Genomic DNA, 20,482 nt, shown 5'->3' with positions numbered 1-20,482 from the left:
AGGATGAGGCCACCACATCACCGGGGGGACTGATGACCACGCTGGGCGAAGCGAGTTCGGGTACCGCGCACGGTCCGGAATCCCTGGGCGACGACCGGCTCAAACACCTGGAGTTCCTCCAGGCCGTCATCACCCGGCTGTCGAACCAGTCGTTTCTCGTCAAAGGGTGGGCACTGAGCCTGGCGGCCGGAATCTTCGCCGTCGCCTCCAGCCAGCAGAGCTGGCAGGTGGCCGTGAGCGGGCTGGTGCCGCTGGCGTGCTTCTGGTCCCTGGACGGAATGTTCCTGCGCCAGGAACGCCTCTTCCGGTACCTGTACGACGACGTACGGCGCCCGGAGAACGAGGTGGAGACGCTCTCGATGGATGTGGGGCCCTATCTCGGGCGGATCAGCTGGTTAGGGGCGACGTTCTCCACGACGCTTCAGCTTTTCTACGGCGCCCTGCTGGTCGCAGACGTCGCGCTGGCCGCCGTCAGCCTGTGACGGCCGACCCCGCGGAGTTCTCACCGGCCGGGTCCCGGCGCTCAGCGGGCCTCGCCTTTGACGTAGTCGATCAGGCTCTCCAGGTCCCCTTCTCCGGTCTCGGGGTCCAGGGTGTAGAGAGTCACGCCGGCCAGGAAGTCGGGCACGTGCTCTTCGCCGTGCTCGGGGAAGGACACCACCAGGATGCGCCGGTACCAGTCGCGGTTCTTCCTGCGCTCCTCGAGGATGTAGTCCGCCTCGAATCCCACCCCGTCCCCCTTGCCCTGGACCTCCTCGTGCTCGGCACGGCGCTTGTAGGCCGGTGAGACGATCACGATGACGAAGTCCGCCTCCTTGTAGTGCTTGCGCATCCATCTCGTCCAGTGCTGGGGTCCTCTTTCGTGTGCGGCCGTGTCCATGTCCGCGTCGATCCCCTCGGAGTGCAACCGCTGGTACAGGGCCTTGACCCTCTTCTGGTGGACGCCGCCGTCCTCCTCGTGGGCGTACGAAAGGAACACGCGCGGTCTGCCCGGAACCTCCTGCGGCGTCCGCGGGGACGGCACCTTGGACCGCGGACCGCGGCCGCCGCGCGGGAACGGGAGCGCCAGGCGCGGCAGTTCACCGGCGGACACGACGGGCGGACTGCCCGCCTGTCCGGCACAGACGGTCGCGGCGATCTCCACGAGGGCGTCACGGTAGGCCCGGGAGCTGAAGCCCTCCTCGCGGATGATGCCGTAGACGCCCTTGCAAGCGTAGCTGTCGGTGACCTCACCGCTCATGATGGGGGCGAGCGGCATGCCGCTGGGCGGGGCGGCCGGCTGCCAGCGCACCAGGACTCGGGCCGGCGGGACGGCGGGGCGGAACTGCACCGGCACGAGGCTCAGCCGGTGTTCGAAGACCGCCCAGTCGCCGCCGCACCCGGGGTCGGCGTAGTAGGCCCGCGAGCACAGGGCGACGAGGACCTGGGCCCGGGCGACCAGCGGGTGGTTGGCGTCGCCCTGCCCGCCGCAGCACATGGCCGCCTCGATCGCACGTCCCTTGGTACGCGCCACGGCGGCTATGAGATCTTGGTGGAATCGTGTCGCATAGGCCAGGTTCTCTTCGGCTGCGTAACTCGTGACGAAGTCGTCGGCCATGCGTAACTCCTCTGTTCCCCGCGCCCGGCAGCGGTCGAAGTCACGCCAACTAAGCTTTGACGTTGGCCAGTTGACCGCTCATGGAACACCGGCTGCTCCTCGTAAGCTGCACGGGGGACATTCGCATCGCCACGCCGTCCGTGCCTTCGGCGTGTGCCGGGCCGACCCCTGAGCAACGATCGGGGGTCGGATGAAGGCAGCCTCGCCGAGACTTGACAGTACGTCATCGAGAGCCGCCCGGAACAGGCCTCAGGGGCCCACTTGGGACGATTCCGCACCACCCCTCAATCATTGGCCAGAGCCTCACATATCGGTCACTGATGACGGTCGGGTGACGCTGCGGGCGTTCGACCAGTTCATCGTCAAGCTGAGCAGCCGGTGCAACCTCTCCTGCGACTACTGCTACGTATACGAGTTGCGCGACTCTGGATGGCGGGCCCGCCCCCGGATCATGCCCGCCCCGGTCCGGGAGCGGCTCGTGTCGCGCATCGCGGAACATGTGCGGAGACACCGTCCCGAGCGGGTCCGCGTCCTTCTGCACGGAGGAGAACCGCTGCTCGCCGGCGCCCAGGTGATCGCCGAGTTCACCACGGCGGTCCGCCGGGCCGTGCGCGGGGCGGGAGCCGAAGCCGACTTCGTCGTCCAGACCAACGGGACACTGCTCACCGAGGCGCTCCTGGACCTGCTGCTGGGACTGGACGTACGGGTGGGAGTGAGCCTGGACGGCTACGCCGAGGCGCACGACCGGCACCGGCGCGGCCCGGGCACCGGTCCGCGCCGGGGGAGCCACGCGAAGGTGAGCGCGGCGCTCGGCCTGCTGGGAAGCGCCCGTTACCGGCCGCTGTTCGGTGGCCTGCTGTGCACCATCGACCCGGCGAACGATCCGGTGCGCACCTTCGACGCCCTTGCCGCCCATCGTCCGCCCGCCGCCGACTTCCTTCTGCCGCACGGGACCTGGGATCATCCGCCGCCCGGCGCGGGCGGCGGCGGGACACCGTACGGAAGTTGGCTGCGCGCCGTCCACGACCGGTGGCGGGAGACCGGGCGGCCCATGCGCATCCGGCTCTTCGAGTCGGTCGACTCCCTGTCCCGGTACGACGGCGGAAGCAGCAGCGAGGTGCTGGGCACCCTGCCGGCGGCGGCCGTGGCGATCGAGACGGACGGAACCCTCACCTGGACGGAGTCCCTCAACGCGGTCGCGGAGGGGGCGGGTGCCGCGGGCGGCACGGTATTCAGCCACTCCTTCGACGGTGTGCTGGATCTCGCCTGTGCGCCGGAGTACGGCGTGGGGTCGCTGTGCCGTGTGTGCCAGGAGTGCCCTCTGGTACACGTCTGCGGCGGTGGACTGCGCGCTCACCGCTTCGGGCGCGGCCGGGGCTTCGACAACCCCTCCGTCTACTGCGAGGACATCTCGTCCCTCATCCGACACATCGAGCTTTGGACGGATCACTGATCGCGATTTACCGGAAAGCGCGACCGGAAAGCGGCGGTCACCAGCGCGCATGCCCGATGGCGCGCACTCTTTCAGGTGAGAGAACGGCCAATGTCGGGTTTTCGGGGGCGCCGGACGGGCAAAGCCTCCTAGCATAGAGGCAATTGGTGTGGGGGGACGCACAACGGAATCACGCCTGTGCACTTCACGTCGAAGTGGGTCTATGGGTGGGGTCCGAGCCGTGGTTGCAGCAGGAGGCAGGCCCTTGGGGGGATGCGATGGGGCCGTTGTTCTTCATCAGCTACGCAAGCTCGACCGGTGACAGAGGACCGGTTCAACGGTTCCACATCGACGTCCAGAACGAGATCTACAGCGTGCTGGGCCGCACGGCTTCCGCCGAGGGCCGGCTGAAGCATCCCGAGCCCGCCGCGGGGCCCGATCCCGCGGTTCTGGACTGCCGGGCCCTCCTGGTCCTCTACTCCGCGCAGTACGTGGACGACCCGCAGTGCGCCAAGGAGTGGTCCATCTTCACCGAGCGCGTGGACCGCCGTATGCGGCGCACCGGTGAGCGCCCTGACTCGCTGGTCGGCGTCGTGTGGCGTCCGGACGGACTGGTCCTGCCCCGTCCCGTCACCGCTGTACGGCATATCGTCGACGAGGAGTATCAAGGCCCCGGCACGCTGGGCCTCCAGCAGGACCCGGACGAACGGGACCGCTACCAAATGATCGTCCGTCGCGTCGCCACACGTCTGATGCGGGCCGCCGCATCGCCGCCACCGGTCATGTCGGAGGCGGAAGGACACGACGTGGCCGCGCGGTTCGGCCCGAACCGCGCGGCGGTTCGCACGCGGCCGCCCGTCCCGGAACCCCCGCCGTCAGCGGGGCCGATGCCGGCTTCCGACCGTGCCGACCGGAACGTCACGCTCTTGCTGATGGCCGGCACAGCGGACCGGATGCGAGATCTTCGCGAGCGGGTCGACGGCTACGGACAGTCCGCCGAGGAGTGGCGTCCCTTCCACCTTCACAGCGAGGAGACCGTGGCATCCACCGTCGGATGGGCGCTGCGGGCCTGCGGGGGCGGGAGGCTGACGGTGGCGGCGTCCGGCCCGGCGGACCCGTTTCCCGACGGCATCGACGAGTCCACGACGGTCCTCCTCGTGGTCGACCCCTGGCTGACAGGCGATCCAGCGTTCCGCCCGCTGTGGGAGCGGATCGCGCGCTCCCGGGCTCGAGTGGCCGCCGTCGTGGTCGTGCTCGCCCGGTCCGACGAGGAGAGCATGGCCCACGCGGGGCGGTTACGGGAGGCCGTCTCCCGGACGCCGGCACGTATGCTCGGCGCGGCCCATCACGAGGCGGGCAGCCGGGACGCGCTCGCGCACATCGTGGTGGCCGTCATGGCCGATTCCCGCACCCGCACCCAGGACGACACAGGAGGCACCCGGGCCAGAACGGGTGAGCTGATGATCGAGAGCCCGGACGACCGGCGCAGCCGCAGACAGCGGGAGCGGGTCGGCTGGCTCAGACGCGCGGCGAACCCCTGGCCCCCGGTACTGAGCACAATGCCCGGCGAGTCGCTGGGCCCGAGCTGAGGGCATGAGGCGGGGGATGAGTACCACAGGTACCACGGGAACGGCGGGTCCGTCCGACCCCGGAGGGTCCGCGGATCCCCCGGGCTCGTCGCGTCCCGCGAAAATCGTCACCTTCTACTCGTTCAAGGGCGGGGCCGGCCGCACCATGGCCCTGGCGAACGCCGCCTGGATCATCGCCAGCAAGGGCAAGTCGGTGCTGGTCATCGACTGGGACCTGGAAGCGCCTGATCTGCATCTCTATTACGGCGCGTTCCTCCCGTTCTCCGACCTCAGCCAGTCCAACGGCGTACTGGAGATGTTCTCCGCGTTCGCCGACGCGGCCGCCGCCGTACCGGACGAGATCCCGGACGATCTGAGGTCGCTGCACCCGCAGCACACCGACTTCGAGCGCTACCAGGTCGATCTGGACCACCGGTTTCCCAACGGCGGCCGGCTCCACTACATGGGTCCGGGGCGGGTGGACGAGGGCTACGCCGACCGGCTGGCCGCCTTCAACTGGAGTGCGTTCCACACCAGCGACGACGGCAAGGACTTCCTGGAGGCCCTGCGCACGCGCCTGCGCGACAGCGACTACGACTACGTCCTGATCGACAGCCGCACCGGATTCTCCGACGGCGCCAGGATCTGCACGCTCGCCCTGCCCGACGAGGTCGTCATCGCCCTCACCATGAACCCGCAGGCCATCCAAGGCGCCCGCAAGATCGCCGAGCTGATCCGCCGACAGGGCAGGAACACCAAGCTGCACTTCGTCCAGATGCGGGTCGACCAGAACGAACGGGACAGGCTGGACCAGCGCTTCCGCGAAGCGCGACAGACCCTCGACACGTATGTCGGCATCGGGAACGAGGACGAACTCGCCGCCTACTGGGGCCAGATGAGAGTGCCGTACGTGCCCTACTACACGTACGGCGAGGAACTCGCGGTGATGCGCGAGGATCCGCGGGTCAGCGGCAGCATCGTCGAGGCGTACGTGCGTCTCGTCGATCACATCACCGACGGTGAGATAGGCGACCTCCGGCCGCCGTCGCCCACCGAATCCCGCTCCTACCGCCGGCTCCTGGAGCAGCACGAGCGCTCCCAGGCCGAGTTGGACGCGGAGCCCAGCACGGTCACCCTGCTGCACGCGCCCAACGACCAGCTGTGGGCCGACTGGATCGGCGAACTCCTGCGGCCGACCCGCATGCAGATCGTCCCGCCCGCGGAGCGGTCCGACGACACACTGCCCGACACCACTTACGTACTCGCCCTGCTCTCGCCGCACCTGGCGGGGACGCAGGTCGGCGAGACCGTGGCGCGCCTGGCCACCGGCGCACCCGTGGGCCGGGCACCCGGGGACCAGCGGATCGTCGGCGTCCGGGTCAGCCCGGCGCGGCTCGCGCCGCACTTCGAGTTCGCCCCGCAGGACACCATCACGCTGGACGGCCAGAACGAGGATGCGGCCCGCCAGGAACTGCTCGGCCACTTCGGACTGCTCGCCGGCACCGAACCGGAGCCCTCCTGGTCCGGGCCGCGCTTCCCCGGCCTCCAGCCCGCGGTCTGGAACATGCCCAGGCGCAACGCCGGGTTCGTCGGGCGGACCGAACAACTCGACGCGCTGCGTCAAGGCTTCGACTGCTCCGGCGCGAGCTGCTCCCCGCCCCAGGTGCTGCGCGGTCTGATCGGCACCGGCAAGCGGCAGATCGCCCTGGAGTACGCCCACCAGTTCGCCTCGCAGTACGACCTCGTGTGGCGGGTACCGGCCACGTCCGCGGCGAGTGTCCAGGCCTCCCTCGCCGAGCTGGCGCAGGCTCTCGACACCAGCGGCGACGGCTCGCCCACGGGTGAGGACTGGCGCGCGCTGCTCGAGGACCTGCGGGTGGGCCGTCATCCCCGACTGCGCCGGTGGCTGCTCGTCTTCGAGGGCGCGGCGAACCAGCAGTCGGTCGAGGAGTACATCCCGACCGGCGGCACGGGTCATGTCCTGATCACCTCGAACGCCATGGACTGGACCCCGGAGTACACGACGCACGACGTCATGGCCTTCACTCCCGAGGAGAGCCTGGCTCTGCTCGGCCAGCGGCTGCCCGGACTCGCCGACGAAGAGCTGCGGCGGCTCGCCGAACGGCTGGGGCACCTGCCGATCGCGGAGGAGGCGGCCGCGGCAGCGCTGCGTACCTGCCCCGAGGACATCGACCCTTACATCGACGCGCTCGACAGCGTCCTGACCACTCCCCCGAAGTCGCTGCCGTCCGACTACCAGGCCTTCGTCCAGGTCTGCCGGATCGCCTACGACGACTTGCGGGACAGATCCCCGGCCGCCGCCCGGCTCCTGGAGCTGTGCGCCTTCCTGTCACCGAACGGCGTGGGCATGGACATCGTCCGGTCGAAGGACATGGTGGAGCTGCTGAAGCCGCTCGACCCCGAACTCAGCGGCTCCGCCTTCACCCTGTTCCACCATCTCAACCTCCTCCGCGAACAGGCGCTCGCGGTCCAGGACCTGTCCTCCCGGACACTTCGCGTCCACCGTGTCGTCCAGGACCTGGTACGCGGCTGGATGTCGGAAGAGGAGCGGATCTCCACCCGCTCCGAAGCGCAGCAGGTCCTCGCCTCGATGGTCCCCAACGACCTGGAACGACACCTGCCGAAGCACCACGACACCTTCGCGGAGCTCGACCGGCATGTCATCGTCTCCGGTGCCGTGGACAGCACCGAGCCGAAGGTCCACGCCTGGTTGGTGAGCCAGGTGTACCACCGCTGGATGTCGAACGACCTGAGGGGCGCCCGCGAACTCGGCGAACACGTCCTGGAGCGCTGGCGGGAGACCCTGGGTCCCGAGCACCTCATGGTGCTGCGCATGGAGTCACAGCTCGGAGCGGCCTGCCGGCTCCTCGGCGACCACCGTACGGCGCTCGCACTCACCAGTCACGCCGTCGCCCATCTGGTCAGGGAGAAGCACACCGAGGCCGACGTCCTGCTGGCGCGCCGCGGTTACGCCGCGGACCTACGTGCCGCGGGCCAGTTCAAGAAGGCGTTCGAGGAGGACCAGACGACCTTCTCGAGGTTGCGGGCAGCCATCGGCGAAGACGCCAACGGAACACTCGCCGCCTCCCACAACCTCGCCCTCTCCAAGTTCTACGTCGAGTCGGTCCCGGCCGCCATCCGCCAGGAGCGGGACGCCCACGAACAGCGCGAGGGCGCGCCCGACAAGGCCTCCGACCCCAAACGGTGGGTGTCGTACGCCCACCTCGGCACCTACCAACGGGAGTTGGGCGACCTGGCCCAGTCCGAGCTCTATCTGACCAGGGCCCGCGATGAGCTGCACCGACTCCTGGACCCCGGCGCCCAGCACGTGTTGGGCGCGGTCGCCAGCCTGAGCATGACCATGGTGCGCCAAGGAGACGTGCAGCACGGTCTGCCGCTGCTCAAGGACGCGTACGTCGCCTACCGCGAGCAGTGGGGGGAGAAACACCCCCGGACGATGGCCTGCAGGCTGTCGCTGGCCATCGGTCTGCACGCGCAGGACAGAACCGCCGACGCCGTGGCATACGCCCGGGACGTCCTGGGCCACTACGTCGACGTGTACGGCGAGGACCACCCCTTCACCGCCATCTGCCGCAACAACCTCGCCCTCTACCTGCTCGTCGCCGGTGAGCCGGACGAGGCGAACGAACACGCGGGCAAGGCGTTCCTCCAGTTGAAGGACGCGTTCCACCGCAAGCACCGGTACACCCTGGTCGCGCGGATGAACCAGAACAACTGCCTGGCGGCGCTCGGTGACCTGTCCGCCGCCGAAGTGACCGTCGAGGACCGGGACATCTACGACGGCTGCAAGGAGGAGTCCGCGTGGGGCCCGAACCATCCGGTCACGCTGACCGCCCTGGCGAACCTGTGCTCCTCCCCGCTGCCGGTCGACGGCGAACTGGAACCACTCCTCAAGCGCAAGGTCGCCGAACACCTGCCGAGGGACCACGGGCTCGCCAGGGCACTGCTGGCCGATCCCTACCAACGGGTCGGTGCCGATCTGGAGGTGCAGGGTGTCTGATCCTTCCACGGCGGCGGAGCGCGATCCGGAAAGGGGGCGGCAGAAGATGGGCGAATTCGAGACGCAGCTGAGGCAGATACTGGAGTCGTGCGGTCTGACGCATCTCGCCTTCTACCATCGGGACCGGGCGAAGATGTTCAGTGCCGAAATACCGGAACCACCGGACGAGAGTCCTGCCGAGGCGATATCGCACCGGCTTGAACGCTCCGGCCGTCAGCTCTTCTACATACTTGAGGAACTGGCATCTGATTTCGCCGAACTCCGGACCGGTTCACCCATACGCACGGTGGTCCATGTGCCCACCGGAGCGCTCCTCTATCACTCCGTCGCGGCGGAGAGCCATCTGTGCTGCGTCACGCGCGCGGACCTGCTGGGCGAACTGATTCCCCGCCTGGCCGAAGGGATCGTCGATCTGCGGCCGTCCCTGAGTCACCACCTGGGTGCCCACCGCTCCTATCCGAGCAGGTACGCCCGGCGCGAACCGCCGTCCGCCGACCCGACGCCATCGCCCACGTACGGGGCGACGGACACGGACCGGCCGGAGACTGCCGGGAAGGCCGCCGAAGGCACCGCGTACACGGTCGACCAAGCCGCGGGCGCGGACGACGTCCCTACCGCCACCACCGACCTGATGTGCGAGGCTCTCGGCGTCCACGGGCTGCACTATCTGGCCTACTACACCGGTGGAGCACCGACCTGCACGGTCGACATCTTCGCCGACCCTGCCGTGCGGAGTTTCCTCGGCTCCTCCACCGCTCAGCAACGGCGCGACAGGTACTCCCTGCTGGGCCAGTTGCTGCCGGGAGTCACGGGCCGGATGAACACGTCCCTCAACGCCCTGCTCGAAGGGGAGATGCGCCAGATCGTCCTGAACATCGAGCGTGGGGCCGTGTACTTCCAGCAGTTGCGCGAACACTGCTACCTCCTGGGCGTGTCGCTGGACCAGTCGCACCTCGCGGAGGCGGACCGGCACATCGAGTGGCTCGGGAGGGAGCTGGCGAGCGAATGACGGAGTCGGGTCGCCGGGCACTTCGCCACGACGGACGACGTCCGCGCCGCTGACGCCGAAACGGCGCAGCGGATCGAGCGCGACGGAGTCCCGCCGTCCCGAGGAGAACCCTTCGTCTCCCGGAGCCGCTCCATGAACGCCCCCAGGGACCGCGTCCGTGAACGCCCGTCCGGTCGCCCGAGGACGACCGGATACAGTGCGCGAGATGGCAGCCTGGTCAGAGGGGGAAGCGTGACCGACACCAGCAACACCCGGCCCGCCGGCAGTGAGGCGCAGGAACCGCCGCGGAGCCGGCTGCACCTCCTGATGCGCTACATCCCCCTGATCGCCCCCGTCCTGCTGTGGACCGTGCCCTGCTGGGTGCTCCTGTACGGCGGCCAGCACTGGCCGCTGCCCGTCACGTCGGCCGGCACGGCCCTGTTCGTCCTCGGCCTCGTCGGTATGCCGCTCGCGATGGTGCGCGGCCACGGCCGGCACCAGCAGGACTGGGCGGCGGTCGTCGGCGGCATCCTGCTGGGCACCGGCTGGGTCCTGTTCACCTGGTCCGTTCTGCTCGGCGTCCTCTTGCGGATCGCCCTGACCGTGGCCGGCGTCGGCGAGGGGCAGGACCGGGCCCGGATCGTCACCTGGGCCGTCCTCGGCGTGACCGCCGCACTCCTCTCCTGGGGGCACGCGGAAGCCCGCCGCGTGCCACGCGTGCGCCGGCTCGACGTGGAACTCCCGCGGCTGGGTGCCGGGCTGGACGGCCTCCGCGTCGCCCTCATCACCGACACCCACTACGGACCGCTCGATCGCGCCCGCTGGTCGGCACGGGTGTGCGAGATGGTGAACACCCTGGAGGCCGATCTGGTCTGCCACACCGGCGACATCGCGGACGGCACGGCCGAACGCCGCCGCGCCCAGGCCGCCCCGCTCGGTACCGTCCGGGCCACCCGGGCCCGCGTGTACGTCACCGGCAACCACGAGTACTACAGCGAGGCCCAGGGCTGGGTCGACCTGATGGACGAACTGGACTGGGAGCCGCTGCGCAACCGCCATCTGCTGCTCGAACGCGGAGGCGACACCCTCGTGGTCGCCGGCGTGGACGACGTCACCGCCGAGTCCTCCGGTCTGGCGGGCCACCGCGCCCACCTCGCCGGGGCCCTGGACGGCGCCGACCCCGACCTGCCCGTCCTGCTCCTCGCGCACCAGCCGAAGTTCGTGGACCGGGCCGCGGCCGGGGGCGTCGACCTCCAGCTCTCCGGCCACACCCACGGCGGCCAGATCTGGCCCTTCCACCACCTGGTCCGGATCGACCAGCCCGCCGTCGCCGGCCTGAGCCGGCACGGCGACCGCACCCTCCTCTACACCAGTCGCGGCACCGGCTTCTGGGGCCCGCCGTTCCGTGTCTTCGCCCCCAGCGAGATCACCCTGCTCGTGCTCCGCTCCCCGCGCCCGTCCACCTCGTCGTAGCACTGGGTGGGCCGGCACATCGGCTCGGAGCCGTCCACGAGCCGATGAGTACGGAGCCGGCGGACGACCACCGGGCCCGGCCGGCTTCGGCCGGGGTTCCTCGGCGGGGGGCGAGGTCGGCGGTCTTCAGCCGACCGCGGCCCCGTGCGCCGTCATCTCACCGTCGAGCTTCACACCATGTGTGCGAGCCGAACTCGCCAGCTTCTCGGCAGCCACTTCGGCGGTGAGGCCCTGGATCTCCTCCCCGGCCTCGATGACCGCACGCCTGACTTCGAAGGTCAGGCCGACCGAGGTCTTGATGACGCCTCGCACCAGCGGTTTCGCCACTCTTTTGACCAGAGGAGCCGCCAGCATGCCGACGAGGAAGGGAGGAACTGCAGGGAGCATGTGTGAACCCTCTTCTTGTGTACACAACACGACTGCCGCCGCCACATGTGCCGATACCGTCTGGCCGACAGCCCTGGACAGGAATTCCGCCCCCACCGAAAACACGGTAGTCGGACCTCGGCCGATACGCCCGTGGGCGCCGACGCTGTTCATTCGTTCGGACGGAAGCCCGCCGGAGCGGACCGTGGCCGCGCGACGGGATCAGAGCGGCTCCGGCGCGTCCGGCCCGCACCGGTCCAGCAGGGAGTCCACCACCCGCACGACGAAATCGGGTACGCGGTCCGGGAAGTCGTGGCCGGTTCCCTCCGGGGTGTAGACCCTCCGGCTCCTGCTGGAGGCCGCGAGGAACCGTTCTCTCACGGTGAGGAAGAAGTGCCGCACCCGGGCGCTCTCCTCCGGATCGTCGACCGCGTCGAAGATCTCGTCACCGCCCGTCAGATCGCGTGGCGCCACGAGGAGGAGGGGCAGCGAGCCGAGTTCACCGTCGTGCACGGCCGTCTGCCAGCCGTCCCTGGTGATGCCCTCCGGCGACAGCTCTCGCAGGATCGAGGCCGCGGCGCAGTTCGCCCTGGTCCTGAGCTCGATCATGGCGAGGACCCGCGCCGGGTCCTCGGGGGTGCGCGCCTCCCCCTTGTCCGCGAGGGGGTGGAGGCCGAAGAGGTGGCGCAGCGCGAGGACGGTCTGGTCCCTCGGGGCACGTCGCATGCCCGGAAGCGCCGGGCCGAAGGCGACGGCATCGGGCGGGGTCGGATCGAGCAGCACCAGACCGGCCACCAGGTCGGGACGGCGCCTGGCGGCGTTGGCCATGAGCAGCCCCCCGAACGAGTGCCCCGCGAAGACGTAGGGCCCCTTCTCACCGGCCCGCTCCAGCGCCGTGAGCAGTTCGACGGCTTCCGCCGCCGTCGTGCGCGGGAACGGGCCCGGGTCGCTCCAGCCGGCTCCCGGGCGGTCCACCAGGACCGAACGCATCCGTTCCCGCGCCAGCTCGTGCAGTTGGTACATGGCGTACCCGCCGGCATGGCCGCCCGGCATCCAGACCACCGTGGGCCTCGGTCCGGCGTCCCCCTCGGCCAGGACATGCATGCGGTGGCCGCCCACGTCGACCATGCGTCCGGGTGGCGGATACCTCACCCGTACCCGGGCCACGTGCACGAGATGGCGGAACGACCCGAGACCGAGTGCGAGGGCCCCGGCCCACAGCGCACCGCCGAGAATCCGCCGGCCGGTCCCCCGGGTGACGCACCACGCACCCGCGGCCGCCGGCAGCAGGGCGACGACCGGCCCGGCCCAGTCCCGGCTGAGCGGCCGGAGTATCGCGTCGGCGGCACGTGTTCCCGGTCGCATGGTTCCCTCTCCGTCCCGGCCTTCGCGGCCGCTGCCGGGGACACCGCACGTCTCAGCGCCCGGTACGACCATCGTCTCCCGGTAACCCCGCGGGCGCCATGCGCGGTGCCGGGCCCCGCCTTCCGTCGCGGCCGGTCGGGCGGCCGCCGTCAGGCCCGACCGGAGCCCCACACGCGCGCGAGACGTGCTGCCACGTCCGCAACCACTTCGGCCTCCCGGTCCACGAGGTAGAAGTGGTCCCCGGGGAACGGGCACAGTTCGAAGGAGCCGGGGCCGGTGAGGCCGGACCAGGCGAGGACCCCGTCGAGCGCACAACTCCGGTCGTCCTGGCCGACGTACGCGGTGATCGGCGCCTTGACCGGAGCCGGAGCCGGGGGGTGGTAGCCCTCGAGCAGCCGGTAGTCCGAACGGAGGGCGGGCAGCAGCAGGTCGCGCAGTTCCGGGATGTCGTAGGCCTCCGAGTGCAGGTCTCCGAGGTGCCGGACATGGGTGATCAGGGTTTCGTCGTCGGCGTCGTGCAGCGCGGCGCGTCCGGCCCGGTGGGGGGCTTCGTGCGCGGAGACGAGCAGGTGCTCGGGGACGATGCCGCGGGCCTCCAGCCGCAGGGCCACCTCGTAGGCGACGCAGGCGCCCATGCTGTGCCCGAAGAGCGCCAGCGGCCGGTCGAGCCAGGGCCGCAGTGCGTCCTCGATCGTGTCGGCCAGGGTGGCCATGTCCTCGATGCAGGCTTCCGCGAGCCGGTCCTGGCGGCCGGGGTACCGCACGGCGAGCACCTCGACGTCCGCCGGCAGCAGCGCGGGCCAGCCGTGGAACAGCTGTGCCGTGCCGCCGGCGTGCGGGAAGCACACCAGTCGGATCCTGGGGTCCGCCGTACGCCGGTGGACACGGAACCATTTCCTCGCGTCGGTGGCCGTCATCGCCGACGGATTCCGCCCTGGTGCGGGGAGTCGAGCTTGGAGAGGAAGGCGGGAAGCTGTTCCACCGCCCTCCTGGACACGTACGCGGTCTGCACGGTGTGGCGCAGACGATCGGTCACCACGAGTTTGTAGGCACCGCCTTCCTGGATGAGTTCCGCGGAATACAGAAGGGTTCCGGTCGCAGACATCTGACCTGTTCTCCATCAGGGTGTCGTCTTCGTTTCGCCTTCTTGGCCATGCCCTTCGCCCGCTCGCCCGCTCGCCCCTTCGCCCGCTCGCCCGAGTGAAATGGTGAAGCGGACTCAGCGCGCCTTGGCGGCGACCGGACTGCCGCCACGGGCCTTGCCCGCGGACTTGTCCCGACCGCCGGCCCGCCCCTCGCGGGCCTCCGCGGGCGCCGGCCCGGTGGCCGCTTCGGACCGGTCCGCGGCGCTGTCCTCCGGCTCCGGGGCGCCGGCGCCGTGCCCGGCCCCTTGTGCCGTCTGGACCGCGAGCACTTCGGCGGTCGTCTCGGCGGCGAGGTCCTGGATTCCCTCGCCCGCTTCGTGGACGGCGCGCTTGACCTCGATCCCCAGGCTCACCGACGTTTTGACGAGCCCTCGCACCAAGGGCTTGCCCAGCCTCTTCACCAGGGACGCGGCGATCAGGCCGATCAGGAAAGGAGGTACTACAGGCGGCATGGCACAACATCCTTCTCTTCTGCCGAAAAGATGGCGACGGAAAACAACGGTGAAGTGAACGGCGAAACGTGAGGCGAAGGGGAGAGAATTCGACGAGACGGGCGCACTGCGCGCCGACGGACTCACACCTTCCATCACAGAGAGTATCCGAGGCCGGACAAGCGGCTGCGAATTCCCCTGTGTCCTTCACTCATTCGAGTAGGGCGGCCTTCCCCTGGAAACCGTTCAGCTCCCTCTCCACCCGTCGGCGCAGGGCGGGAAACGGCAGTGTGCCGCCGGCCAGCACGGTCTCGTGGAAGGCGCGCACGTCGAACGCGGCGCCGGCGTCGCGTTCGCACGCCGCCCGCAGTGCCGTGAACTCCGCGTGACCCGCCCGGTACGTCAGCGCCTGCCCCGGCAGGTCGGTCGCGTAGCGCAACAGCTCGGTCGTGATCTGCCCTTCGGACTCGGCCGCCGCGTGGGCGCGCATGAAGGTGCGCGCCTCCTCCAGTGTCATCGTCCCGAGGTTGAGGCCGGTGTCGACGACGAGGCGCTGCGCGGTGAACCGCTCATGGGCCAGCCGTCCGTACGCGTCCCACGGGTCGTCGTACAGCCCCATCTCCCAGCCGAGGCCCGCCGCGTACTCCGCCCAGCCCTCCTCGAACCCGCTGAAGGCCGTCAGTTCGCGTCGCAGGTCGGGCAGCGCGGTGTTCTCGGCCTGGCGGGCGAGGTGGAAGTGGTGTCCGGGCGAGAGCTCGTGGTAGATCAGCGCGGCCGCGCCGAGCAGTGACCGGTGCGCCAGGTCCGAGGCGTTGTAGCGGTAGCGCCCCACCGGTTGCGTGGCGGTCGGCGGTTCGTAGTAGCCGAACGTCATCGACCCCTCCAGCGCCGGGTCGAGGCGGGCCACGCCGTAGGGGGCGCGGGGCAGGACCGCGAACCAGCGCGGCAGCAGCGGCGTGAGGCGGTCGAGGTGTCCCCGGTAGCGGGCCTCGACCTCCTCCGGGGTGGCGGCGTACAGGCGCGGTTCGGTCGCGAGCCGTTCGTTGAACTCCGCCTCCGTCCCCGTGAAACCGAGCGTGCCGCGCATCTCCCGCATCCGCTCGCCGAGTTCGCGGCAGTGCTCCCGGCCGAGTTCGTGGAGGCGTTCGGGCGGTGTGGCGCCGGACGTGTACGTTCTGACGAAGGCCCGGTACGCCGCCTCGCCCTCCGGGTAGCGGGCCCAGCCGACCGCTCCCGGCGCCCGCCGGAGGTAGTCCGGGTCGCCCACGAGGGCGACGAGGCGGTCGAACGCCGGCTCCAGTTCGGTGGCCACGAGCCGCTCCACCGCCTCGCGCAGATGACCCCGGCTCGCCGCGCCGAGCCGGGTGAGCCGCCCGGCGTCCGCCCGGACGTACCGTGCCGTCGACTCCCGCAGACGGATGAGCGTGGTGCGGACACCGGTCAGGGCCGGAGCGTGGACGTGGAAGCCCCGCGCCGCCTGCCCGGCGGCCTTGTCACCGATCGTCGCGACACAGCGGGCCAGGTCCTGTACGAGGGTCACGTACCGTTCCGCGTCGGCCCGGTGCTCGAAGCGGAACGGGCGGAAGACGGTGTCGCCGTACTGCTGGAGACGGAAGAGCTGGTACGGGGTGGCGGTGGGGGTGAGCCAGTGGAAGCGTCCCGCCTCCGCCTCCTGTTCGGCCAGCGCCCGCAGGAAGCCCGCCGTGTCGGCGGCGGGACCGGACCGCTCCTTTGGCCGCAGCGCGTCCAGCCGGCTCAGCACCCCTGCCGCGAACCCGGCGCGCTCGTCGGCCTCCGCGGCGGACACCCCCGGCAGCGACTCGACCGGCAGCCCGCGGCGCGTGCGCAGCGACGGCTCGCGTGCGAGCAGGAAGTCCCAGTACGAGGCCGCGAGCCGGTCGATCTCCCGCGCCGTCGGGCCGTCCGGGGAGCCCCCTGGATTGATGACCATGCCGTCAGTGTGCGCTTCGAGGTGACGCAGCGTCAGCAACAGGGCCGCGCACCGCGCGTCGGACGGCCTCGGCCGGACGGGGGAAATCGTCCGGCGCGTCGTCGGCCGCCCCGGGAAGGCCCGGCCGACACCGTCGATCACGGTGGCACGATGAGCGCCATGTGCCGCCGAACCGTGTCGTCTCCCGGGCCCCGGCCGGTCGTGGCGGCCGGTCGCGGCGGCGGCGTGCCGTCGACGCACACCGCCGGGGACCGGCCGTCATGACGGCCGGGGCGGCGGACACGCCTTTGTCCGGCGCGGACGCGGTCGTCGTGGGGGCCGGTGTGATCGGTGCCGCGGTGGCACTGGAGCTGGCGCGCACCGGTCGGCGCGTCGTGGTCGTCGACAAGTCCGGTGGTGCCGGCCACGGATCCACCAGCGCGTCGAGCGCGATCATCCGTTTCAACTACTCGGCCTGGGACGGTGTCGCCACCGCCTGGGAGTCCCGGCACTGCTGGACACGGTGGGCGGAGCACCTGGGCACCGCGCGCGGCCCCGGTCTGGCGTCGTTCCGGCGGACCGGGGCGGTGCTCCTCGACGCGCCGGGCTCCGGGACGTCCGAGGTCACGGCGCTGTTCGAGCGTGCCGGTGTCCCGTACGAGCGCTGGGACGCCGCGACGCTGCGCAGCCGGGTCCCCGGTATCGACGCCGGACGCTACGGGCCTCCCCGGTCCCTGCTCGACGACGCCTTCTTCGCCGGCCCGGAGGGGGAGCTCGGCGCGCTGTTCACCCCCGACGCGGGCTTCGTCGACGACCCCCGGCTCGCGGCGCAGAACCTCGCGGACGCGGCGGCCCGCGCCGGGGTGCGTTTCCTCTTCCGGCGCGCGGTCGTCGGGGTGCTGCGCGACGGGGACCGGGTGGCGGGCGTCCGGCTCTCCGACGGCACCGCGATCACGGCACCGGTGGTGGTCAACGCCGCCGGGCCCTGGTCGGGCGGGTTCAACCGGACGGCCGGGGTCGGGGCCGAGTTCACCGTCGGGGTGCGCCCGCTGCGCCAGGAGGTCCATCAGGTGGCCGCGCCGGCCGGTCGGGGCGACGGGACCGCCCCGGGCCCCAGCGGCACCGGGACTAGGACCGGGACCGGTCCGATCGTGGCCGACGTCGACCTCGGGACCTATCTGCGCCCCTTCGGCGGACACCTCCTCGTCGGCAGCACCCTGCCCGCCTGCGATCCCCGGGAGTGGCTCGACGATCCCGACGCGTGCGACCCGCGCCCGACGCCCGCCCGGTTCGAGACCCAGGTGACCCGGGCCGCACGCCGGTTCCCGCTCCTCGGCGTCCCGAACCGGCCGACCGGCGTCGCCGGTGTCTACGACGTCGCCGACGACTGGTCCCCCGTCTACGACCGCACCGATCTGCCCGGCTTCTACGTCGCCATGGGCACGAGCGGCAACCAGTTCAAGAACGCTCCCCTGGCGGGCCGGTTCCTCGCCGTCCTGGTCGACCGTGTCGAGGCCGGCCACGACCACGACCGCGATCCGTTGCGGTACACGGGGGAGCACACCGGTCTCGTCGTCGACCTGGGTGCCTTCTCCCGCAAGCGGCCCCCGGCCGAGGGCGCCGCCTCCAGGACGGTCCTGGGCTGACGCCCGGCAGGGGTGCGGGGCCGGAAGCGGTCTACCGGCGACCGCCCGCCGACGCCGGGCCGAGCTTGGAGCTCAGCACGGACAGGAAGACCGGAAGCCTGGCCACCGCGGATTCGGGGACCGGGGTGACCTGGACCGTGTCCCGCACCACGTCCTGCACCACGAGTTTGTAGGCGCCGTCCTCCCGGACGAGTTCGGCGGCGTAGAGCAGTGTTTCCACCAGAGGTCCTTCGATCGTGTCGTGCGGCGGGGTCAGGCGCCGTTGAGCCAGGTGTTCCAGGCCTTGGTGGCCAGTTCCTCGTCCGTGTCCTCGGCGAACAGGTGGTGGCCCAGCCAGATCGGCACGTTCCAGGAGCTGCCGTTGAAGAACCGGTACAGCGCGTCCGGGCCCCGCAGGCCGAGGAAGTCGGGGCTCAGCCAGTCCACGACCACCTCCGTCGGGCCGCCGTCCGTACCCGGGAGGTCGAGCGGGAGCCGGTCGCCGACGGCCGTGTCGTCGGCGAGGCCGAGGCGTCGGCGCAGGGCGGCGAAGTCGGCCGGGTCGGTGGTGGCTTCGGGGCGGATCGCCCTGACGTAGACGGCGGGGCGGCCGGCGAAGTGCCGCAGGTACTCGGGGAGGGAGTGCTGGTAGAAGTCGACGTGCTTCTCGGCCGCGTCCGCCTTGGTGTCCCAGTTCCAGGCGTCGTCGACGACGCCCGTGTGCACCCAGTGGATCCCCATCCGCAGGTGGCTCGTGCCGCCGTCGGCCGGCTCGATGTGGTAGGTGAGCGTGTTGGAGAACCCGCCGTCCTGGGTCGCCCGGACCGCGAAGTGGTGCGGCGGCTCCCACGCCACGACGGTGCTGTCGCCGCGCGTGGCCTTTCCGCCGACGCGCGGTTCGACCTCCATCGGGTACAGCCAGCCGAGGTTGCCGGCGCCGGTGGCGACCGCGTCCCAGACCTGTTCGGGCGTGGCGGGCAGGTCCTGTTCCCGGCGGACCTCGAGCTCTTTGGCCATGGTCGGTGCTCCTTCGTCGTCGTTCGTGTCAGTAGGTGAGCGGAAGCGCGGTGAGCCGCCGTTGCAGCGGGTTGGGCCGCCAGTCGAGGGCGGCCTCGTCGGCGAGCCGCAGGTGCGGGAGCCGGCGGATCAGCGTGCCGACGGCCACCTCCGCCTGGAGCTTGGCCAGCGGGCCGCCGAGGCAGAAGTGCGGGCCGTTGCCGAAGCTGAGGTGCCGGTTGCCCGGGCGGGTCAGGTCGAGCCGGTCGGGGTCCTCGAAGCGCTCGGGGTCCCGGTTGGTCGCGGCGAGGAACAGGTAGGCCAGTTCGCCCTCGCGCAGCGTCCGCCCGCCGATCTCGACGTCCTCGGCGACGACCCGGACGATCGCCTGGGTCGGCGTGTCGTAGCGGGCGAGCTCGTCGACGGCCGTACGGATCAGCGCCGGGTCCTCGCGCAGCCGGGCCAGCTGGTCGGGGTGGCGCAGCAGGGCGAGGACGGCGTTCCCGACCAGGTGGGTGGTGGTCTCGTCGCCGGCGGTGATCAGGACGAAGCAGGTGGACAGCAGTTCGGAGTCGGTGAGGCGGTCGTCCTGCGCCTGGGTGGCGACCAGGGCGCTGATGAGGTCGTCGCCCGGGTCGGCCCGGCGTCGGCGGACGAGCCGGGCGAGGTACTCCTCGTACTGCTCGATCGCCGCCTCGGACTTGTCGATGTCCTCGCTGATCCGGCCGAAGCGGTTGAACCAGGTCTTGACCTGCGGGACGTCCTCGGGCGGGATGCCGAAGAGCTCGCAGACGACGGACATCGGCAGCGGGCAGGCGACCGCCTCGATCAGGTCCATGGCCGGCCCGGCGTCGACCGCCTCGTCGACGAGCCGGTCGACGATCCGCTGGATGCCCTCGCGCAGGGCTTCGACGCGCCGGGCGGTGAAGGCACGGTTGGCCAGTTTGCGCAGCCGGGCGTGGTCCGGCGGGTCGGTGTTGGTCATCACCCGGCCGAGCCGGTCGGTGAGCCGGCTGAAGGCCTTGAGGTCGCCGCCGAGCGCGGTGTAGGCGCGGGTCATCCGGTCCCGGTCGTTGGACAGCCTGAGGTCGCCCAGGGCCGCCTCGACGTCGGCGTACCGGGTGAGGTACCAGATGCCCTGGGCGCTGCGGTGGACCGGGTCCTCGCGGCGCATGCGGGCGTAGAAGGGGTACGGGTCCCGGCGGGCCTCGGGCGTGAGCAGGGCCGCGGCGAGGTCGTCGGGCCGGGCGGGGCCCACGCTGTCGCGGGCCCCACCGGTGGTTTCGGTCAGTGTCACTGCGGGCCGCGCTACCGCTGGGCGTTCATGGCGTCGGCGAGGCTCCTGGGCCGCATGTCGGTCCAGTTCCGCTCGACGTACTCCAGGCAGGCCGCGTGGGTGTCGGGGCCGTGGGAGACGCTCCAGCCGTCGGGGACGTCCGCGAACCGCGGCCACAGCGAGTGCTGGTTCTCGTCGTTGACGAGCACGAGGAAGGTGCCGTCCTGGTCCTCGAACGGGTTGGTCAT

18 protein-coding genes are annotated in these 20,482 nt (G+C 71.1%); 7 read left to right on the top strand and 11 right to left on the bottom strand.

The features are described 5' to 3' along the window. The first annotated feature begins 32 nt into the window (after positions 1–32). Complete coding sequence (locus tag ACICHK_RS33710) at positions 33–482, top strand: hypothetical protein (protein ID WP_151473752.1); 450 nt, start codon at positions 33–35, stop codon at positions 480–482. Positions 483–523: 41 nt separating this feature from the next. Here the strand turns inward: ACICHK_RS33710 and ACICHK_RS33705 are convergent, their stop codons facing one another. After that, entirely contained in the window at positions 524–1,597 is a 1,074-nt protein-coding gene (locus ACICHK_RS33705) for a toll/interleukin-1 receptor domain-containing protein (RefSeq protein WP_406839859.1), read from the bottom strand. A gap of 331 nt (positions 1,598–1,928) precedes the next feature. On the opposite strand from ACICHK_RS33705, the gene ACICHK_RS33700 reads away from it, so the two are divergent. The 5 genes from ACICHK_RS33700 to ACICHK_RS33680 all read left to right on the top strand — a co-directional run bounded on the left by ACICHK_RS33700 (position 1,929) and on the right by ACICHK_RS33680 (position 11,100). Next, positions 1,929–3,050: an FxsB family cyclophane-forming radical SAM/SPASM peptide maturase gene (locus tag ACICHK_RS33700; protein WP_406839858.1), complete on the top strand. Its 1,122-nt coding sequence runs from the start codon at positions 1,929–1,931 to the stop codon at positions 3,048–3,050. 257 nt (positions 3,051–3,307) lie between these two features. Then, positions 3,308–4,618: an FxsC protein gene (fsxC, locus tag ACICHK_RS33695; RefSeq protein WP_406839857.1), complete on the top strand. Its 1,311-nt coding sequence runs from the start codon at positions 3,308–3,310 to the stop codon at positions 4,616–4,618. Between the two features lie 16 nt (positions 4,619–4,634). Further along, a complete protein-coding gene (gene fxsT, locus ACICHK_RS33690) occupies positions 4,635–8,639 on the top strand; it encodes an FxSxx-COOH system tetratricopeptide repeat protein (protein WP_406839856.1) in 4,005 nt (1,334 codons plus the stop codon). Continuing rightward, positions 8,632–9,648 carry a hypothetical protein gene (locus tag ACICHK_RS33685; protein ID WP_406839855.1) on the top strand — a complete coding sequence of 339 codons (1,017 nt, stop codon included), beginning with the start codon at positions 8,632–8,634 and terminating at the stop codon, positions 9,646–9,648. The genes fxsT and ACICHK_RS33685 overlap by 8 nt, the downstream gene beginning before the upstream one ends. Before the next feature lie 231 nt (positions 9,649–9,879). After that, positions 9,880–11,100 carry a metallophosphoesterase gene (locus tag ACICHK_RS33680; RefSeq protein WP_406839854.1) on the top strand — a complete coding sequence of 407 codons (1,221 nt, stop codon included), beginning with the start codon at positions 9,880–9,882 and terminating at the stop codon, positions 11,098–11,100. A gap of 126 nt (positions 11,101–11,226) precedes the next feature. Here ACICHK_RS33680 and ACICHK_RS33675 read toward each other — a convergent pair whose 3' ends face one another. From ACICHK_RS33675 to ACICHK_RS33650, 6 genes are all read right to left on the bottom strand, one after another. Continuing rightward, positions 11,227–11,583, bottom strand: coding sequence for a DUF5132 domain-containing protein (locus tag ACICHK_RS33675; RefSeq protein WP_406839853.1), 357 nt, complete (start codon positions 11,581–11,583; stop codon positions 11,227–11,229). 105 nt (positions 11,584–11,688) lie between these two features. Continuing rightward, a complete protein-coding gene (locus tag ACICHK_RS33670; protein ID WP_406839852.1) occupies positions 11,689–12,831 on the bottom strand; it encodes an alpha/beta fold hydrolase in 1,143 nt (380 codons plus the stop codon). Between the two features lie 149 nt (positions 12,832–12,980). Continuing rightward, positions 12,981–13,748, bottom strand: a complete 768-nt coding sequence (locus ACICHK_RS33665) for a thioesterase II family protein (protein ID WP_406839851.1) — start codon at positions 13,746–13,748, stop codon at positions 12,981–12,983. After that, positions 13,745–13,936, bottom strand: a complete 192-nt coding sequence (locus ACICHK_RS33660) for a hypothetical protein (RefSeq protein WP_406839850.1) — start codon at positions 13,934–13,936, stop codon at positions 13,745–13,747. Before ACICHK_RS33660 ends, ACICHK_RS33665 begins: the two co-directional genes overlap by 4 nt. A gap of 114 nt (positions 13,937–14,050) precedes the next feature. After that, positions 14,051–14,428, bottom strand: a complete 378-nt coding sequence (locus tag ACICHK_RS33655) for a DUF5132 domain-containing protein (RefSeq protein WP_406839849.1) — start codon at positions 14,426–14,428, stop codon at positions 14,051–14,053. Positions 14,429–14,618: 190 nt separating this feature from the next. Then, complete coding sequence (locus ACICHK_RS33650; protein WP_406839848.1) at positions 14,619–16,358, bottom strand: DUF885 domain-containing protein; 1,740 nt, start codon at positions 16,356–16,358, stop codon at positions 14,619–14,621. A gap of 260 nt (positions 16,359–16,618) precedes the next feature. Here ACICHK_RS33650 and ACICHK_RS33645 point away from each other — a divergent pair, with 260 nt between their 5' ends. Continuing rightward, on the top strand, positions 16,619–17,983 hold the full coding sequence (locus ACICHK_RS33645; protein ID WP_406839847.1) for an NAD(P)/FAD-dependent oxidoreductase: 1,365 nt from the start codon (positions 16,619–16,621) through the stop codon (positions 17,981–17,983). A 31-nt stretch (positions 17,984–18,014) separates the two neighbouring features. Here ACICHK_RS33645 and ACICHK_RS33640 read toward each other — a convergent pair whose 3' ends face one another. The 4 genes from ACICHK_RS33640 to ACICHK_RS33625 are packed head-to-tail and all read right to left on the bottom strand — an operon-like array spanning position 18,015 to position 20,482. After that, positions 18,015–18,203: a hypothetical protein gene (locus ACICHK_RS33640; protein WP_103551730.1), complete on the bottom strand. Its 189-nt coding sequence runs from the start codon at positions 18,201–18,203 to the stop codon at positions 18,015–18,017. A gap of 32 nt (positions 18,204–18,235) precedes the next feature. After that, the gene (locus ACICHK_RS33635; RefSeq protein WP_406839846.1) at positions 18,236–18,979 is read right to left on the bottom strand and encodes an SRPBCC domain-containing protein; all 744 of its coding nucleotides are present in this window, start codon (positions 18,977–18,979) and stop codon (positions 18,236–18,238) included. A 28-nt stretch (positions 18,980–19,007) separates the two neighbouring features. Beyond that, complete coding sequence (locus tag ACICHK_RS33630) at positions 19,008–20,255, bottom strand: cytochrome P450 (RefSeq protein WP_406839845.1); 1,248 nt, start codon at positions 20,253–20,255, stop codon at positions 19,008–19,010. An 11-nt stretch (positions 20,256–20,266) separates the two neighbouring features. Beyond that, the gene (locus ACICHK_RS33625) at positions 20,267–20,482 is read right to left on the bottom strand and encodes an MbtH family protein (protein ID WP_151473767.1); all 216 of its coding nucleotides are present in this window, start codon (positions 20,480–20,482) and stop codon (positions 20,267–20,269) included.

The organism is Streptomyces sp. AHU1, assembly GCF_045343905.1.
Classification (GTDB): domain Bacteria; phylum Actinomycetota; class Actinomycetes; order Streptomycetales; family Streptomycetaceae; genus Streptomyces; species Streptomyces triticiradicis.
Note: the sequence above shows the minus strand (reverse complement) of the source record. Positions and strands in the feature narration are given on the sequence as shown.